The sequence below is a fragment of the Nonomuraea sp. B208 genome (assembly GCF_057536035.1).
The window spans coordinates 298,274-313,928 of sequence record NZ_BAAJOU010000021.1 but is presented as its reverse complement, the minus strand read 5'-3'; the positions used below and the strand labels follow the sequence as shown (position 1 = coordinate 313,928).

The 15,655-nt window shown below is 72.2% G+C and carries 14 protein-coding genes; 4 read left to right on the top strand and 10 right to left on the bottom strand.

Translation table 11 applies throughout. The features are described from left to right. Positions 1–147: 147 nt before the first annotated feature. From hpt to dacB, 4 genes are read right to left on the bottom strand one after another with little or no spacing between them, the layout of a single operon-like run. The gene (gene hpt, locus AC27IY_RS18390; RefSeq protein ID WP_329588489.1) at positions 148–699 is read right to left on the bottom strand and encodes a hypoxanthine phosphoribosyltransferase; all 552 of its coding nucleotides are present in this window, start codon (positions 697–699) and stop codon (positions 148–150) included. A 10-nt stretch (positions 700–709) separates the two neighbouring features. Further along, positions 710–1,711: a tRNA lysidine(34) synthetase TilS gene (tilS, locus tag AC27IY_RS18385; RefSeq protein ID WP_423477437.1), complete on the bottom strand. Its 1,002-nt coding sequence runs from the start codon at positions 1,709–1,711 to the stop codon at positions 710–712. A gap of 26 nt (positions 1,712–1,737) precedes the next feature. Continuing rightward, positions 1,738–2,814 (bottom strand): zinc-dependent metalloprotease, encoded by a 1,077-nt coding sequence (locus tag AC27IY_RS18380; RefSeq protein WP_364460625.1) that lies wholly within the window; start codon positions 2,812–2,814, stop codon positions 1,738–1,740. A 24-nt stretch (positions 2,815–2,838) separates the two neighbouring features. Then, positions 2,839–4,266 carry a D-alanyl-D-alanine carboxypeptidase/D-alanyl-D-alanine endopeptidase gene (gene dacB / locus AC27IY_RS18375; RefSeq protein ID WP_487178662.1) on the bottom strand — a complete coding sequence of 476 codons (1,428 nt, stop codon included), beginning with the start codon at positions 4,264–4,266 and terminating at the stop codon, positions 2,839–2,841. Positions 4,267–4,346: 80 nt separating this feature from the next. Between dacB and AC27IY_RS18370 the strand changes: the two genes are divergently transcribed. Beyond that, entirely contained in the window at positions 4,347–4,841 is a 495-nt protein-coding gene (locus AC27IY_RS18370) for an inorganic diphosphatase (RefSeq protein ID WP_091081296.1), read from the top strand. A gap of 18 nt (positions 4,842–4,859) precedes the next feature. On the opposite strand, the gene AC27IY_RS18365 is transcribed toward AC27IY_RS18370, so the two are convergent. From AC27IY_RS18365 to AC27IY_RS18340, 6 genes are all read right to left on the bottom strand, one after another. Beyond that, positions 4,860–5,969 carry a C40 family peptidase gene (locus tag AC27IY_RS18365; protein ID WP_487178661.1) on the bottom strand — a complete coding sequence of 370 codons (1,110 nt, stop codon included), beginning with the start codon at positions 5,967–5,969 and terminating at the stop codon, positions 4,860–4,862. A gap of 81 nt (positions 5,970–6,050) precedes the next feature. After that, positions 6,051–7,862: a hypothetical protein gene (locus tag AC27IY_RS18360; RefSeq protein ID WP_487178660.1), complete on the bottom strand. Its 1,812-nt coding sequence runs from the start codon at positions 7,860–7,862 to the stop codon at positions 6,051–6,053. 104 nt (positions 7,863–7,966) lie between these two features. Beyond that, a complete protein-coding gene (locus tag AC27IY_RS18355) occupies positions 7,967–8,686 on the bottom strand; it encodes a hypothetical protein (RefSeq protein WP_364460638.1) in 720 nt (239 codons plus the stop codon). A 144-nt stretch (positions 8,687–8,830) separates the two neighbouring features. Beyond that, entirely contained in the window at positions 8,831–10,441 is a 1,611-nt protein-coding gene (locus AC27IY_RS18350; protein ID WP_344213617.1) for an ABC-F family ATP-binding cassette domain-containing protein, read from the bottom strand. 45 nt (positions 10,442–10,486) lie between these two features. Continuing rightward, the gene (locus AC27IY_RS18345; RefSeq protein ID WP_487178659.1) at positions 10,487–11,422 is read right to left on the bottom strand and encodes a phage baseplate protein; all 936 of its coding nucleotides are present in this window, start codon (positions 11,420–11,422) and stop codon (positions 10,487–10,489) included. A gap of 87 nt (positions 11,423–11,509) precedes the next feature. Next, complete coding sequence (locus tag AC27IY_RS18340) at positions 11,510–12,514, bottom strand: DUF8094 domain-containing protein (RefSeq protein WP_487178658.1); 1,005 nt, start codon at positions 12,512–12,514, stop codon at positions 11,510–11,512. Positions 12,515–12,647: 133 nt separating this feature from the next. On the opposite strand from AC27IY_RS18340, the gene AC27IY_RS18335 reads away from it, so the two are divergent. The 3 genes from AC27IY_RS18335 to AC27IY_RS18325 are packed head-to-tail and all read left to right on the top strand — an operon-like array spanning position 12,648 to position 15,546. Then, complete coding sequence (locus AC27IY_RS18335; protein WP_487178657.1) at positions 12,648–13,769, top strand: glycoside hydrolase family 183 protein; 1,122 nt, start codon at positions 12,648–12,650, stop codon at positions 13,767–13,769. Further along, the gene (locus AC27IY_RS18330) at positions 13,766–14,779 is read left to right on the top strand and encodes a DUF4432 family protein (protein WP_487178656.1); all 1,014 of its coding nucleotides are present in this window, start codon (positions 13,766–13,768) and stop codon (positions 14,777–14,779) included. Before AC27IY_RS18335 ends, AC27IY_RS18330 begins: the two co-directional genes overlap by 4 nt. Then, entirely contained in the window at positions 14,776–15,546 is a 771-nt protein-coding gene (locus AC27IY_RS18325; RefSeq protein ID WP_423451957.1) for an SDR family NAD(P)-dependent oxidoreductase, read from the top strand. Before AC27IY_RS18330 ends, AC27IY_RS18325 begins: the two co-directional genes overlap by 4 nt. The last annotated feature ends 109 nt before the right edge of the window (positions 15,547–15,655 follow it).

Sequence of the window (15,655 nt, the reverse complement as noted above, 5' to 3'; positions counted from 1 at the left end):
GAAGGGGACTCAAGGTCACCCTTCCGGAGTCTGAAGGTACACCGGCAGAGCGGGCGGAGGGACCGCCCGCTACACCGGCCTTGCCCTATCAACGTACGTCACGTTGCGCGATGTTCCCGGCCGTGGCAAGAGAGAACGCTTAACGTTCTAACGGTAAACGTGGGGCGCGAGAGTGCCGATGAACGGCAGGTTGCGGTAACGCTCGGCGTAGTCGAGCCCATAACCGATGACGAACTCGCTGGGAATGTCGAAGCCGACGTATTTGACGTCGATGGGCACCTTCACGGCGTCCGGTTTGCGCAGCGCGGTGCAGATCTCCAGCGAGGCGGGATTGCGCGACTTCAGGTTTTCCAGCAGCCAGTGCAGCGTCAGCCCGGAGTCGATGATGTCCTCGACGATCAGCACATGGCGGTTCAAGATGTCGGTGTCCAGGTCTTTCAGCACGCGGACCACCCCGGACGACTTGGTGCCCGCGCCGTAGGACGACACCGCCATCCAGTCCATCTGCACGGGCACGTGCAAGGCCCTGGCCAGGTCGGCCATCACCATGACGGCGCCCTTGAGCACGCCCACGAGCAGAACGTCCTTGCCCGCGTAATCGTCGTCGATGCGCCCGGCCAGCTCTTTGATCCTGGCCTGGAGGTCGTCCTCGGAGATGAGCACTTTTTCCAGGTCATTGCCCATGTCGGCAGCGTCCACCTGTGGTTCCTTACGCGTGGGGACTCTTGGCGAGTATCAGGGTGCCATACCGCCGTGCGGCGCTCAGACCCCCGGGCAGATCGGCGGGCTTCTGCCCGCGCCAGCGGGTGACCAGCCGGTCCACGGCCAGCACGTGCGTCGCGGAGAGCGCCCCGGACGGCGCTCCCGCGGCGATGGCCGCCCGGCGCAGCACCCGCCGCCTGACGGCGTCCGGCAGCCGCTCCAGCTCCGCCACCGAGAGGGTGACGGATCCGGCGATATCGCTAAGAGCGCAATCCCGGTAGGCCGCGTCGGCCCAGGCGTCGAGCGCGTCGGCGTCCTCGCGGGCCATCCTCGCGGTACGCGCGAGCGCGTCCGCCACCCCCGGCCCGAGCTCCTCCTCCAGCACGGGCAGCACCCGGCGGCGGACGCGGACCCGGGTGTAGCGGAGGTCGTCGTTGTGGGGGTCGTCCCAGGGGTCGAGCCCGAGCGCCCGGCAGGCGGCCACGGTGGTGGCCCGGGGCAGGTCGAGGAAGGGGCGGCGGTAGAGACCCGCCCGCGCGGCCATCCCGGACAGCGAGCGCGGCCCGCTCCCCCTGGCCAGCCCGAGCAGCACGGTCTCGGCCTGGTCGTCCCTGGTGTGGCCGAGCAGCACGGCCGCGGCGCCGTGCCGGTCGGCGGCCGCGGCGAGCGCGGCGTAACGGGCCTCCCTGGCCGCGGCCTCGGGACCGCCCGCCGTGCCCACCGTGACGGTGAGCACCTCCGCGGGGTCGAGGCCCAGCCGCGCGCCCTGGGCGGCGACCGCTCGCGCCCGCTCGCCCGACCCCTCCTGGAGCCGGTGGTCGACGGTGAGCAGCCCGCCGCGCAGCCCGGCCCGCGGGGCGGTGAACGCCAGCGCGGCGGCCAGCGCGGTGGAGTCGGCCCCGCCGCTGCACGCCGCCAGCACCAGGGCCTCGGGCGGCAGGTCGGCGAGCGCCTCCCGTACGGCTCTGCGGACGTCGGCTACGGCTGGATGTGGGCCCACGACCGTCATTGTCGCGGGTCCTGGCCGCTCCGAGGTCAGGCGGGCAGGGCCGGAGTGTCGATCACCCGGTTGATCCACAGGCCGGGGTCGGCGATCTCCTGGGTGGTGGGCAGGGTCTCGGCGCTGGTCCAGATCTTGTTGAAGCCGTCCATGCCGACGCGGCCGACGACCGTGCGCACGAAGGCCGAGCCCTCGGCGTACTGCTTCATCTTGACCTCGATGCCGAGCAGCCGGCGGACGGTGCGGTCGAGGCGGGAGCCGCCCTCGCGGCGATGGGCGAACTTGCCGCGGATCTCGGCCACCGACGGCACCACGGACGGGCCGACGGCGTCCATCACGTAGTCGCCGTGCCCCTCCACGAGGGTCATCACGGCCGTGAGGCGGTCGAGAATGGCCTTCTGGGCGGGCGACTGGATGACGTCGATGAGGTTGCCCTCACCGCCCCGCACCACGTCGGCGACCGTGTCGGCGGCGCCGCGCAGGCGTTCGAGCAGCGTGGGCAGGTCGAGGTCGGAGGCCAGCAGGAACTCGGTCATCTGCGAGCGGACGTATTCGCGCAGCCAGGGCACGCCGGTGAACTGCACGCGGTGGGTCTCCTCGTGCAGGCACACCCACAGCCGGAAGTCGTGCGGGTCGACGCCCATCTCGCGCTCGGCGTGGACGATGTTGGGCGCGACGAGCGTCAGCCGCCCGGCCGGCTCCTGACCGGTCGGGTCGGGCGGCAGGAACAGCTCGTACTGGCCGAGCACGCGCGAGGCGAGGAAGGCCAGCACCGCGCCGACCTCGACGCCGGTGATCCGCGAGCCCACGGCGGTGACGATGGCGGGCGGCGGGTTGGGGCTGTTGCCCACGCGCTGGGTCAGTGGTTCGAGCACCACGCGGAAGCCCTCGACGTTGGCCCTGATCCAGCCGGGCCGGTCCACGATGGTCGCCGGCTGCGGCGCGGTCTCCGTGTGGATCTTCGTGAACTCGCGTACGTGGCCCTCTGCCTCACGCGACAGGGTGCGGAGCTCGGTGACGGCCTGCCTGGCCTCCTCCCGGCTCACTTGAGGACCGGGGCGCACGAGGCGCGTGCCGGTCGTGACGGCCAGATCCCAGTCGATCACCTGCATACCGTCCACCGTACGTGCTTCCGGTCAAGACCGCGCGACGATGGCCGCGAGCCGGTCGAGCACGGGCTCGGCGTTGACCGGCACCTGGTCGGCCAGGAAGGCGAAGGTGACCAGCCGGCCGTCCTTCGTCGTGGCCAGCCCGGCCAGGGTGTTGACGTTGTTGAGCGTGCCGGTCTTGGCGCGTACGAGGCCCACCTGGCCGCGGCTGTCGCGGCCGGTGAAGCGGCGGCCGTTGCCGAGCGTGCCGGAGAACCCCGCGATCGGCATGCCGGAGGCGACCGCGTGCAGGCCGGGCGAGGCCGGCGAGCCCGCCATGGCCACCAGCTTGGCGAGGGCGGCGGCGCTGATGCGGTTGCGGATGGACAGGCCGCTGGCGTCGGACAGCGCGACCCCCTGGGCGGCGCCGAGCCGCTGGAGCACCGCGATGATCGCCTTCGTCCCGCCGTCGAACGACGCGGGCTGCCCCTCCTTGATCGCCACGTGCCGGGCGAGGGCCTCGGCCAGGTCGTTGTCGCTGTGCGTCAGGGTGTGCTCGACCAGCGCGTAGACGGGCGCCGAGTCGACCCGGCCCAGCTCGGCGGCCCCGGCGGGGGCCTTGCCCGGCCGGACCGACTTGGCCACCGTGACGCCCTTCCCGCGCAGCAGCCGGGCGAAGGCCGCGGCGGCGTGGGCGGGCGGGTCGGACACGCGCGGGGTGTTGGAGCGCGGGTTCTGGCGGCCCTCGTCGATGGCGAGCGCGTGGACGGGGGCCACGTTGCCCTCGGGGATGTAGCCGGGCTTCCAGCCGGGGGCCGTGGCGGGGCCGGTGTAGAGCGACGTGTCGTAGGTGAGGGTGACCTTCTTCACGTTGCGGGCCTTGAGCGCGGCGGCCGTACGGGAGGCCAGGGTGGCGAGGCTCGCCTGCTTCGGGTAGCCGCCCTGCCGGGCCGACGGGCCGGCCAGCAGCGGGTCGCCGCCGCCGACGAGCACCACCGCGTCGGGATCCGCGCCCTGCACCACGCGGGTGGACAGCCGGGCGTCGGGGCCCAGCGAGGCGAGCGCCGCTACGCAGGTGACGATCTTGGTGGTGGAGGCGGGGGTGATCGGGGTGTCGGCGCCGGCCGCGAAGATCCGCTCGCCGGTGGCCGCGTCGAGGACCACGGCGCCCACCCGTTTTCCGAGCGCTTCGTCACCCAGCGCGTCGGTGAGCTGTCGCGTCAAAGTACCCTTGGTCGGGAGAGGTCCGCCTCCTGACTTCACCGAAAGCCCGGCCAGCACCGGCCCCGAGGTGACCACGGGGGCGGGAGGAGGAGACCCTTCCGGCGGGGACGCCGTCGGCTCGGTCGGTGACGTCTGCCTCGTCAGCGCGCCCAGGCTGAAGTCGGTGGTCATCGCGTACACGCCGGTGACGACCGTCAGCACCTGGAGCACGGCGAGGGTGGCCAGCATCACCAACCGGTCGTGCCGCGCCACGTCTGCCCTCTCTCCTGTGTTCGCCTAGAGACATTAACGCCCGTCCGGGGGTGCCCGGGGGCTTGAGCGGAGGAACCGCGGTGGAGTTCGACGTTGTCGTTGAGATTCCCAAGGGGCAACGGAACAAGTACGAAGTGGACCACGAAACCGGGAAGATCAGGCTCGACCGGCTCCTGTTCACCTCCACGCAGTACCCCGCCGACTACGGCTTCATCGAGAACACCCTGGGCGAGGACGGCGACCCGCTGGACGCCCTGGTGCTGCTCCAGGAGCCGACGTTCCCCGGTTGCTACATCACGTGCCGGGCGGTGGGCATGTTCCGGATGACCGACGAGAAGGGCGGCGACGACAAGGTCCTGTGCGTGCCGTCCACCGACCCGCGGATGCACCACATCCAGGACATCCATCACGTGTCGGAGTTCGACCGGCTGGAGATCCAGCACTTCTTCGAGGTCTACAAGGACCTGGAGCCCGGCAAGTCCGTCGAGGGCGCCAACTGGGTGGGCCGCGCCGAGGCCGAGGCCGAGATCGAGCGCTCCTTCCAGCGGCTCAAGGAGTCCGGCGGGCATCACTGACACGCTCATAGTGCGTGTTCACAGGGGCCTGGTGGCGCCCACCAGGTCCCCCCGCCAGATGGAGGCCACCCGCACCACGTCGCCGGTCTGCGGGGCGTGCACCATCAGGCCGCGGCCCACATAGATCCCGACATGGTGGATCGTGCTCGGGTCGCTCGTCACGTGCGCGAAGAACAGCAGGTCGCCGCGGCGTAGCTGGTCGAGCGGGACGTGCGGGCCGGCCGTCCACTGGGTGCCCGTCCAGTGGTCGAGCGCGACGCCGGCCCGCTCCCACGCGCGCATGGTCAGGCCCGAGCAGTCGAAGGTCGCGGGGCCGTCGGCCGCCCACACGTACGGCTTGCCGAGCTGGGTGAGCGCCCAGTCGGCCGCCACGTCGCCCATCGCCGAGCCGCCGGTCATCAGCCCGGCGGCCGAGGCGGCCACCGCCCGTCGCCTGGCCAGCAGGTCGGCACGGGTGCGGGCGGCGTCCACCCGGCGCTGCAGGCGGTGCTCGCGGGCCCGCAACGCCGTCGTCTCACGGCGCTGGCTCTCCACCGCCTCCCTGGCGGCGTCCTTCGCCGCGCGGGCGCGTTCGGCCATGACCTGCTGCTCCGCCTGCGCCTCCGCCGCCTGCGTCCGCAGGATCGCGGCCACCTGCTGGGCGTCGCGGAGCCTCGCGAGCATCGCCGCCCGCTCGCCGCTGAGCTGGCCGAGCACGCTCGCGCGGTGCAGCGCGCCCTCGTCGTCGCCGTGGTCGGTGAGCAGGCCGAGGATCGGGCCCAGCATGCCGAGTCCGCCGTACGCCTCGGCGGCGAGCAGCGCGACCGGCTGCCTGGCCCGTTCGACCTCGGCGTCGGCGGCGGCCAGGCGGGCCTGGGTGTCGCGGGCCTTCTCCTCGGCGGCGCGCAGGCTCACCAGCTGGCCGTTGTAGGCCTCGACCAGCCGCTCCACGTGGGCGGCCAGGGTGGCGAGCCGGGACTGCGCCGTGGCCAGCCTGGCGCTGGTGGTGGCGAGGGCGAGGGAACGTTCGCGTACGGTCTGGCGGGCCTTACGCAGGTCGTGGGTGCCGGGGCGCGGCTCGGGGTGGGCGGCCGGGCACAGGGCCACCAGGAGGCAGCCCGTCAGCAGCGTGGCCCGAATCGTGCGCATAGGTCCCCCCGGAAACAATGGTGACTCTATGCACACGATTCCCACCTGTTTCGCTCACGTAACGTGACGGAGCGGCCCGGGTCACGGGGTCGTGGCCGACGGCTCCTCGGCGGTGGCTGTCGCGGTCGGCGCGGTCGGCGCGGTCGGCGGCTCGGGCGAGGACGCGGGCGGTGCCGTGGTCGGCGGCGTGGTCGGCTCCTGTGTCGGAGGCTGCGTCGGCGCCTCGGTGACCGTCGGGGTCGGCCGCGGCGGGAGGCAGTGCGGGCGGAAGCGGCCCCGGCAGGGGCGGTCGGGCCGGCCGTGGTGCGAGGGCGTGGCCGAGCTGCCCGGGATCGGGCCGCGAGGGCCGTGCGGATTGCCGGGGTCACGGGGATTGCCGGGATTTTGTGGATCGCCGGGATCGATCGGGCTCGGCGGCTCGGCGGCGGCGGGATCGCCGGGCCGACGGTCTGGCGGACCGGCTTTCGGCTCCGTCGGGTCGCCGGCGGCAGGGGGACGGCCGGTCGGCGCGGAGCGCGTGACGACGGCGGCCGGCTCGGCCGCCGCCGGGATGCCCGTGGCGTTCGCGACGGGCTCCACGGTCACGGGAGCGTCCTCGGGGCGATCCTGCCAGGGCAGACGTACGGCGGGCGGCTCGCCCGCGGGCGGGAACGCGGCCGTCGCCACGTCCGAGACGACGCCGTCGCGGCCGAGCCCCTGGAGGATGACCGCTATCGCCACCACGGCCCCGACCGCCGCCAGGAGGCACGCCAGCGCCCTCGGCCACCGCCGAGCCGCCTTCTTCTGGGGGAGGGGAAACCCGGCGACGCCCAGGCGCGAGGTGCGGCGGGCGACGTACCGGCGGTAGGGCGCGAGCTCGGGGTCGGCGAAGCAGCTCAGCACCCGCAGCCGCAGCGCGTCGGGCAGCTCCGGCTTCGGGAGCAGCTCGAAGACCTTGGCCGCGGCGACCTGCCGGCCCCGGCGCGGGGCGCAGATCGCGCACTCCGACAGGTGGCGGACCAGCCGCTCGCGCTTCTCCGTGGTCAGGCGGCCGGAGAAGCCCCTCAGGATGGCGGCCCGGCGCGGGCAGTCGCCCGGGTCCTGGCCGGCGAGGAGTTCGACGGTGATGGCGTCACGCAGGCGGCGGAGCGCGGCCTCGCGCGCGGGCTCGACCTGGCGGCCGGGGATGCCGAGCACCAGGGCCAGCTCGGCGTCCGGCAGCTCGTGCTGGATGGTCAGCTCCAGCAGCTCGCGGTCGGCGGGCGGCAGGCTGTGCACGGCGTCCCACGCCATGATCTGCAGCCGCGAGTCCCCGGGGCCGTCCGGCAGCTCGTCCAAGGGCCACTCGGCGTCCGGCGCCCACTCGGCGTCGGGCTCGCCGGCGCCTGGTGCGCCAGAGGCGGACGCGCCGGCGGCGGGTGGGACGGGGGCGGGTGGGACGGGGGCGGGTGAACCTGGGGATCGCGGACCGGCGCCCGACGAGGCGGAGCCCGGCGAGCCCGATGAGGGAGGGGTGGAGCCGGGCGAGCCTGAGCCCGCCGCCCCGGAGTCAGGCGAGCCGGAGCCGGCCGCCCCCAAGCTGGCCGCCCTCGAACCTGCCGCTCCCGAGCCGGCCGCGCCGGAGCTGGGCGGGGTCGAGGAGGGTGGGGTGCGGGTGGTGGCGGTGCGGCGGCGGAGGCATTCGGCGCGGGCCAGGGCGTACAGCCAGGACCGCAGCCGGGCGGGCTCGGCCAGGGCTTCGGCGTGTGCCTCGGCGGCGATGAGCGCGTCGCGGAGCGCCACCTGGGCGGCGTCCGCGTCGCGGAGGAGGGACCGGCAGTAGCGGTAGACGCCCTCCGCGTACGCGTCGTAGAGCACGGCTGGGGCTCCGGGATCGCGGGCGCGAAGGGCTTCCACCAGGTTGCGGTCGTTCATATGACCGAGGGTAATGGATTGGTAACTAATAGTTCTACCGTTTCCGCGCCGATGGCATCGCTTGTCGCGCTACCACCAAGAATTACATGCCGATTTTTCGGTATCTATTGCTGAGTATCCGCAATGATTTGCGTGCGCCGATCCTCCGCGAACGGCTCGGTCGTCGGCTTCACCGTGTGCACCGGCACGGCCCCGGCCAAAGCCAGGTCCTCGAAGGGCCGCCCGGTGGAGCCCCACGTACGGGCCGTGACGTCGGTCCTGGCCACGTCGGTGCCGCGAGGCAGCCCCGAGACGGTCAGGATGAAGCGGGGCGGGCTGCCGGCTTTGACGTCGTCCACGAACGTGCTGCCGCCGCCGAGCAATTTGCCCGCCTTGTCGCGCAGCAGCGCGTTCACCACCAGACTTCCGGCCACCAGCTGGTACGGATTCCCCACATATCCCGTAATGAGGTAGGAACCGTCTTTCTGGCGCATTGTCTGCACCCGCGTGACGGGAAACCGCTGAAACGCGGACGGAACCCGCGCCGCCTCCCGCCACTGCGCCGGACGGTACTGGATCGACACCTTGGCGGGCCGCTCGGCGGCGGTCGCCTGGCCGGTGAACTCCAGCGTCCCGCCCGGCGGCACGGCGTCGAGCGGCTGGTCCAGCCGGACGACCTCCGCGCCCTTGGCGTCCTGGCCGACGATCGTGGCCACCACGTGCTCGCCGAAGTGCCACGGGTTGGCGTTGCTGAGCACGCCGGCCCAGCTGACGGCGTACCCGTCCGCCGACTTGGCGATGGTCGAGACCTGTTCCTTGAGCGCGAGAGGCTTGAGCTCCTGCACGGGCTGCTTCTCGCTGGAGCACCCCGCGAGGCAGATCGCCCCGAGTGCGAGAAGGCTGACGGTTCGGCTGCGTGGGATCACTTTGCCGTGATAACCCGCGCATGGGCACGGCCGGCGGTGACACGCGCCAGCCGTACCAACTCTTTAACGCGGGCGCGCCACCCTGGTCTCGTCCCACACCGGCTGCGGCGACTCGTAGACGTTGCCGTCGGAGCCGAAGACGAGGTAGCGGTCGAAGTCGGCGGCGAACCAGCGGTCGTGGGTGACCGCCAGCACCGTGCCGTCGAAGGCGTCGAGCCCCGCCTGCAGCGCCTCGGCGCTGGCCAGGTCGAGGTTGTCGGTCGGCTCGTCGAGCAGCAGCAGCGTCGCCCCGGACAGCTCCAGCAGCAGGATCTGCAGCCGGGCCTGCTGGCCGCCGGACAGCGTCTCGAAACGCTGCTCGGCGACCCGGCCGGCCAGCTCGTAGCGGGCGAGGGCCTTCATGGCCTCGTTCTTGAGCCGGGCGTGCTCGGTCATGACGATCTCGACCGGGGTGCGGCCTCTCAGGTCGGGCCGGGCGTGGGTCTGGGCGAAGTGGCCGGGCACCACGCGGGCGCCCAGCCGGGCCACGCCCTCGTGCGCGACCGGCTCACCGGCGACCAGGCGCAGGAAGTGGGACTTGCCCGAGCCGTTGGAGCCGAGCACCGCGACCCGCTCGCCGTACCAGACCTCCAGGTCGAACGGGCGCATGAGCCCGGTCAGCTCCAGCCGCTCGCAGATCACCGCGCGCTTGCCGGTGCGTCCGCCGCGCAGCCGCATGCGGATGTTCTGCTCGGCGGGGGCCACCTCGGGCGGGCCCGCCTCCTCGAACCTGCGCAGCCGCGTCTGGGCCGCGTGGTAGGCGGGGGCCATGCCGTCGTTGTACCTGGCCTTGTTCTTCAACATGTTGACCAGGGCCTTGAGCTTGGCGTGCTCCTCGTCCCAGCGCCGGCGCAGCTCGTCCAGGCGCTCGTTGCGGGCCTTGCGCGCCTCGGCGTACGTCCCGAAGCCGCCGCCGTGGATCCACACCCCGCCGGACTCGACCGTGACGATCCGGTCGGCGGCGTTGGCGAGGAGCTGGCGGTCGTGGCTGACCAGCAGCACCGTCTTCGGCGTCTCCCTGAGCTGCTGCTCCAGCCACTCCTTGCCGGGCACGTCGAGGTAGTTGTCGGGCTCGTCGAGCAGCAGGGTCTGGTCGGGGCCGCGCAGCAGCGCCTCCAGCACGAGCCGCTTCTGCTCGCCGCCGGACAGCGTCGCCACGTCCCGGTATTTCACCCGCTCGTACGGCACCCCGAGCGCCGCCACCGTGCAGGTGTCCCAGAGCACCTCGATCTCGTAGCCGCCCGCGTCGGTGTAGTCGGCGATGGCCTGCGCGTAACGCATCTGCGTCTTCTCGTCGTCGCGCTCCATCATCGCCAGCTCGGCCGCGTCGAGCCGCTCGGCGGCCTGCCGCACGGCCGGCGGCGCGACGCCGAGCAGCAGCTCGCGCACCCCGCTGCCGTCGCGCACGCTGCCGATGAACTGGCGCATCACGCCGAGACCGCCGGAGCTCGTGACCGAGCCGTCCACCGGCTGGAGGTCGCCGGCGATCAGGCGCAGCAACGTCGTCTTGCCCGCGCCGTTGGGCCCGACGAGTGCCGCCTTGACGCCTTCGCCGATGCGGAAGGAGACGTCGTTGAGCAGAGGGCGCCCGTCGGGCAGCACGTATGTCAGATGTCCTACTTCGACGTGGCCCACCCGCGCAGGCTATCCGGGCGCTTCCGCCCCTCGCATCCGATTTTTCTACACGAGCGCGCTCTTGTAGAAGATGCTCGCCCTGCGCGCCCCCGACGCCCCGGAGGCGAGGCCCAGGCACAGCCGGGGAGCGCCCGAGACGATCTGGATCGCCATGCCCTCGGGCTCGCGGTAGTCGAGCGACTTGCCGGCCTGGGTGAGCGAGCGTTGCACCTGCTCCCCGGTACGCAGGTCGACGCAGGTGATGTAGGTGTTGCCCGGCGCGGGGTTGGAGGCGCTGTAGGCGGTGCCGTCCAGCAGGTAGAGATGGTCGCCGTAGGCGGCGTAGCCCTGGAAGACGCCGAGCCCGGACGGCTGCGCGACGTCGTACAGCTTGTCCTTCCCGCCCGCCTTGACGGCCGACAGCGCGTAGACCGCGTACCGCATCTGGCCGCCGAGCAGGTAGCGCATGACCAGGCGGCCGGTCGAGGGGTCGATCGCGCAGGTGGTGTTGGTCGCGCCGGGGATCAGCGTGTACGTGGTGACGCCGGAGGAGGACGGCGTCAGCGTGCGCCCGTCGGCGAAGGAGAAGCGGGCCAGTCGCCTGCCCCACATGGCGCCCGAGCTGTCGGGCGCGGCGTCGGTCTCCGTCCAGAGGACGCCCGGGGACTCGACGCCGATCTGCACCCCGTGGCCGAAGCCCTTGAGATACATGTGTCCGAGCACCGCGCCGGACAGGCTGAGCCTGGTCAGGCAGAGGTCGCCGACCGCGGCCGAGGCGGCGCCGTTCTTGAGCTGGACGGCGTAGATGTGCCCCTTCGGGTTGTCGAAGGCGAACGACTGCAGCACGGTCTCGTCGTACAGGGCCTTCTTCCAGATGAGCTGGGTGGCGGGCGCGGCCAGGTCGAAGCGGCCGGCGGCGGCCGAGGCACGCGACGTGCCCGCGGCGACGGTCGCGGCGAGTCCCGCGCCGATCGTGAGCAGACCGCGACGGCTCAACGGCATGTGACCTCCACTCGGGGTGTTTCGCGGAGTCAACACCCTAGTGGGCGAAGATCAGAAAAGGGCCGTGAAAGGCACGATCTCGCCGCGCTAGCGGCCACGGCCCGACGTGATGCCACTGTAGGAACCGATCACCTCGACCTGGCCGGGCCCGGCCGTCTTCGGCGGGATGTGGGCGACGATCTGGATCAGCTCGGTGAACTTCATGTACGTGTAGTACTTGCCGGGCAGGAACCCGCTGTTCTTCTGCTGGACGTAGTTGCGCTGCGGCCCCTGGCGTACGTCATAGCGCCGGGTCCGTTCGACGGTGGTGAAGGCGAGCGCTCCGCCGTCGGCCGTGCGCACGGCGTAGGAGGGATACGCGGCGGCCGGGCGGGCGCTCTCGGTGAGCTTGGCGTACGGGGCCATCTTGATGCGGGTGCTCGCGGCGCCGGTGGTGAGCCGGTCGGCGGCGAAGCGGCTCTTGGACGCCGCGTCGCCCTTGCCGACCAGGTGGGCGGCGTAGCTCCTGGCGAACGCGGCGGGCGACATCATCAGCCCGGCGGCATCGGCCTGGGCCACTTCCACGGCCGCTCCCGAGGCGTCCTTCGCGATCTCGGGGAGTTCGTCCACGGCCTGGTCGCTGAAGACGTCGGGGGCGTACATCTGCAGCCACGACTCGCCGTCGCGGGCGAACAGCAGGTACGTCGGCTCCTTGGCGGTTTCCTTCTTGCCCTTCCAGTACGCCGTGGTCACGAACCAGCCACCTCCCTTGACGGCCGCCGCGGTGGGGTTGGGCTGGGTGTAGCCGAACGGCTCGTGGTCGCGGTCGCCGAGCTTGAGCTGGGAGAGGTAGCCCGCCTTGTCGATGGCGAGGCTGGAGCCGCCCTCGTAGCCCGCCAGCAGTTTGGCGCTCATGGCCTTGTTGGCGGCGTTGTTGCGCTTGACGTAGTCCGCCAGGAACGCGGCGATCCCCTCGGGCGTGCCAGGTCCGGCCGAGGCTGCCGGCGTGCTGGTGGGCGATGCGGTCGGGGCCTGCGTCTTCGGCCCGATCCCTGGCAGGACTGAGCACCCCGCCATCGCCCAGAACCCCACCAACCACATCAATCGCCGCATCGAGTCAACCTCACCAACTTTTCCTGTCAAAGCGCACAAAGCTAGCAGCTACTCGGGAGAAGCCAGGGGACCCTGGACAGCAAGTGATCTAATGACTAGAACTGTAGGGAACCTCACCCCCCTAGGAACCACCATGACGCGATTCCGTCCCGCCCTCGCACCCCTGGCCATCGCGTTGCTCGGGTTCACGGCGGTGCCGCTCCCGGCCGCCGCCGCGCCCCCCGCCGCCTGCACCCCCGCCGTGGTCGCCGGCGCGACCACGGACGCCCGGCTGACCGATCTGTTCACCGCGTACGGCAACGACAACAGCCGCCTGGACGACTGGACCGGCGCCGACGGCACCTACTCGCTCCGCCTGCCGAGCGGCAAGGAGCTGTGGATCTTCTCCGACACCTTCCTCGGCCAGGTCAACGCGGACGGCTCGCGCCCGCCGGTGGTCGAGGAGGGCGGCACGACGGTCTTCCTCAACAACTCCTTCGCCGTCGAGCGCGACGGCCGCCTGTCCACCATCCACGACGGCACCGCCGCCAAGCCGACGGCCGTGATGCCGCCGCGCGACGAGAACCACTGGTACTGGGCCGGCGACGCGACGCTGGCGGGCGGCATCGTCGAGGCCACCTATCAGGAGTACGAGCGCTTCGGCACCGGCGCGTGGGACTGGCGCTGGCACCGCAACGTGGTCGCCAGGTTCGCCCCCGGGCGGCTGGAGCGGCCGATCAGCGTGCACGACCTGCCCTCGGGGCACGGCGTCGCCTGGGCCTCCGCCACGCTCAAGGACGGCGGTTACACCTACGTGTACGGGGTCGAGGACCTGGGCTCGCCGAAGTACATGCACCTGGCGCGGGTGCGGGGGCAGAGCCTGCTGGGGACGTGGGAGTTCCTGACGGCGGAGGGCACGTGGTCGCGGAACGAGACCGACTCGGCGCGGATCATGAGCGGGGTGGCGAACGAGTACAGCGTCACCAAGGTCGGATCCTCATATGTCCTGATCACGCATGACACGTCCGAGCCGCTGAGCCCCAACATCGTGGCCTACACCTCGTGCTCCCCCGCCGGGCCGTTCACCGGCAGGCAGCACGTCTACACGACGCCCGAGACCGGCGGGAACATCTTCACCTACAACGCCCACGCCCATCCCGACGTGGCGGGGGACGGGCTCGTGGTGTCGTACAACGTGAACAGCTTCGTCAACACCGACCACTACCGCGACGTCACCATCTACCGTCCCCGCTTCCTGGACGTGACCTTCAGGTGAGGCGCAACTGGGGGGCTCGGCTGCGGGAGGTCGTGCTGGACGGCATGCGGGCCGTCGTGCTGGAGAACGAGCGGTTGCGGGTGACCGTCGTCCCCGACAAGGGCGGGGACGTGGTGGAGTTCCTGCACAAGCCCACCGACACCGACTTCGTCTGGCTCTCGCCGCAGGGCCTGCGCAGCCCGCGCGACCACCTCCAGGGCGCGGCCGACGACGTCGCCCAGTTCGTGGACCACTACGAGGGCGGCTGGCAGGAGGTCTTCCCGAACGGCGGCGCGCCCAGCGAGTACGAGGGCGCGCGGCTGGCCCAGCACGGGGAGGTCGCGGGGCTGCCGTGGTCGTACGAGATCGTCGCCGACCGCGAGGACGAGGTCGCGGTCCGGCTCGCGGTGCGGACGCGGCGGCTGCCGTACCGGATGGAGAAGGTGCTCCGGCTGCGGGCGGGCACGGCCGCGCTGGAGGTCGAGGGGGCGGCCACGAACGACTCCCCGGTCCCGCTGCACGCCATGTGGGGTCAGCACATCGTGTACGGCCGGCCGTTCCTGCGCCCGGGGGCCAGGATCAGGCTGCCGGAGGGCGTGCGGGTGATCCCGCACGCGAGCGCGATCGCCCCCGGCGGGCGGCGGGTGCGCGCGGGCGGGCCGTGGGAGTGGCCGCTGGTCCCCGCCGACGCGGGCGGGGTGACGGATCTGAGCGTGGTGCAGGAGCCGGGGTCGCCGAGCGACGTCGTGTACGTGACGGGCTTCGGCGACACAGGCTGGTACGAAATTTCCGAAAATATCGGCATGCGGGTGGAGTGGGATGCCACGCTCCTCCCCTACCTGTGGATGTGGCAGGAGCTGGGCGCGTCCACCGGCTACCCCTGGTGGGGACGGGCGTACACGGTGGGCCTCGAACCGTTCTCCAGTCTGCCGACCGACGGCCTCGCCGCCGCGGTGGCCAACGGGACGGCCCTCGCCCTCGGCCCCCACGAGACGAAGAGGTTGCGGATGCGCGCGGAGGTGCTGGCGTGAGCGAGTTCGACGGCAAGGTGGCGCTGGTCACGGGCGGCTCGACGGGGATCGGGCGGGCGGTGGTCGACCGGCTGGCCGCCGGAGGCGCGTCCGTGGTGTTCTGCGGCGTGGACCAGGGCGCCGAGCTCGACGGTGAGCGGGTCGTCGGCCGGGTCGCCGACGTGCGGCGCGCCGACCAGATGCGCGACCTGGTGGAGCTGGCCGTGTCCAGGTTCGGCGGGCTCGACGTCGTGGTGACCTGCGCGGGCGTGCAGCGCTACGGCACCGTCGAGGACACCCCCGAGGAGGTCTGGGACGAGGTCCTGGACATCAACCTCAAGGGCGTCTACCTCACCTGCAAGGCCGCCGTCCCCCGGCTCAGGGAGCGCGGCGGCGGCTCGATCGTGCTCATGTCGTCGGTGCAGGCGTTCTCCTCCCAGGCCCAGGTGGCGGCCTACACCGCGAGCAAGGCCGCGATCAACGGCCTGACCAGGGCCATGGCGCTCGACCACGCCGCCGACGGCATCCGGGTCAACGTGGTGTGCCCGGGGTCGGTGGACACGCCGATGCTGCGCTGGGCGGCCGACCTCTGGCGGGGCGAGCTGTCGCAGGACGAGCAGGTCCGGCAGTGGGGGCGGGCGCATCCGCTGGGCCGGGTGGGGCGGGCGGAGGAGGTGGCCGAGCTGGTCGCCTTCCTCGCCGGGCCGCGCTCGTCGTTCATCACCGGGGCCGAGCACCGCGTGGACGGCGGCCTGCTGGCGCAGAACCCGGCCGCGCTCCCCGAATAGGCGTTTTTCCTTTCCTGAATGGCAAGAATTGCGTCAACGCCGAGAACTCACAGGTCACTCCCGCGATTGGGTGGTCGCGACAACCCACCCGACAGAAGGAGAGACCCTC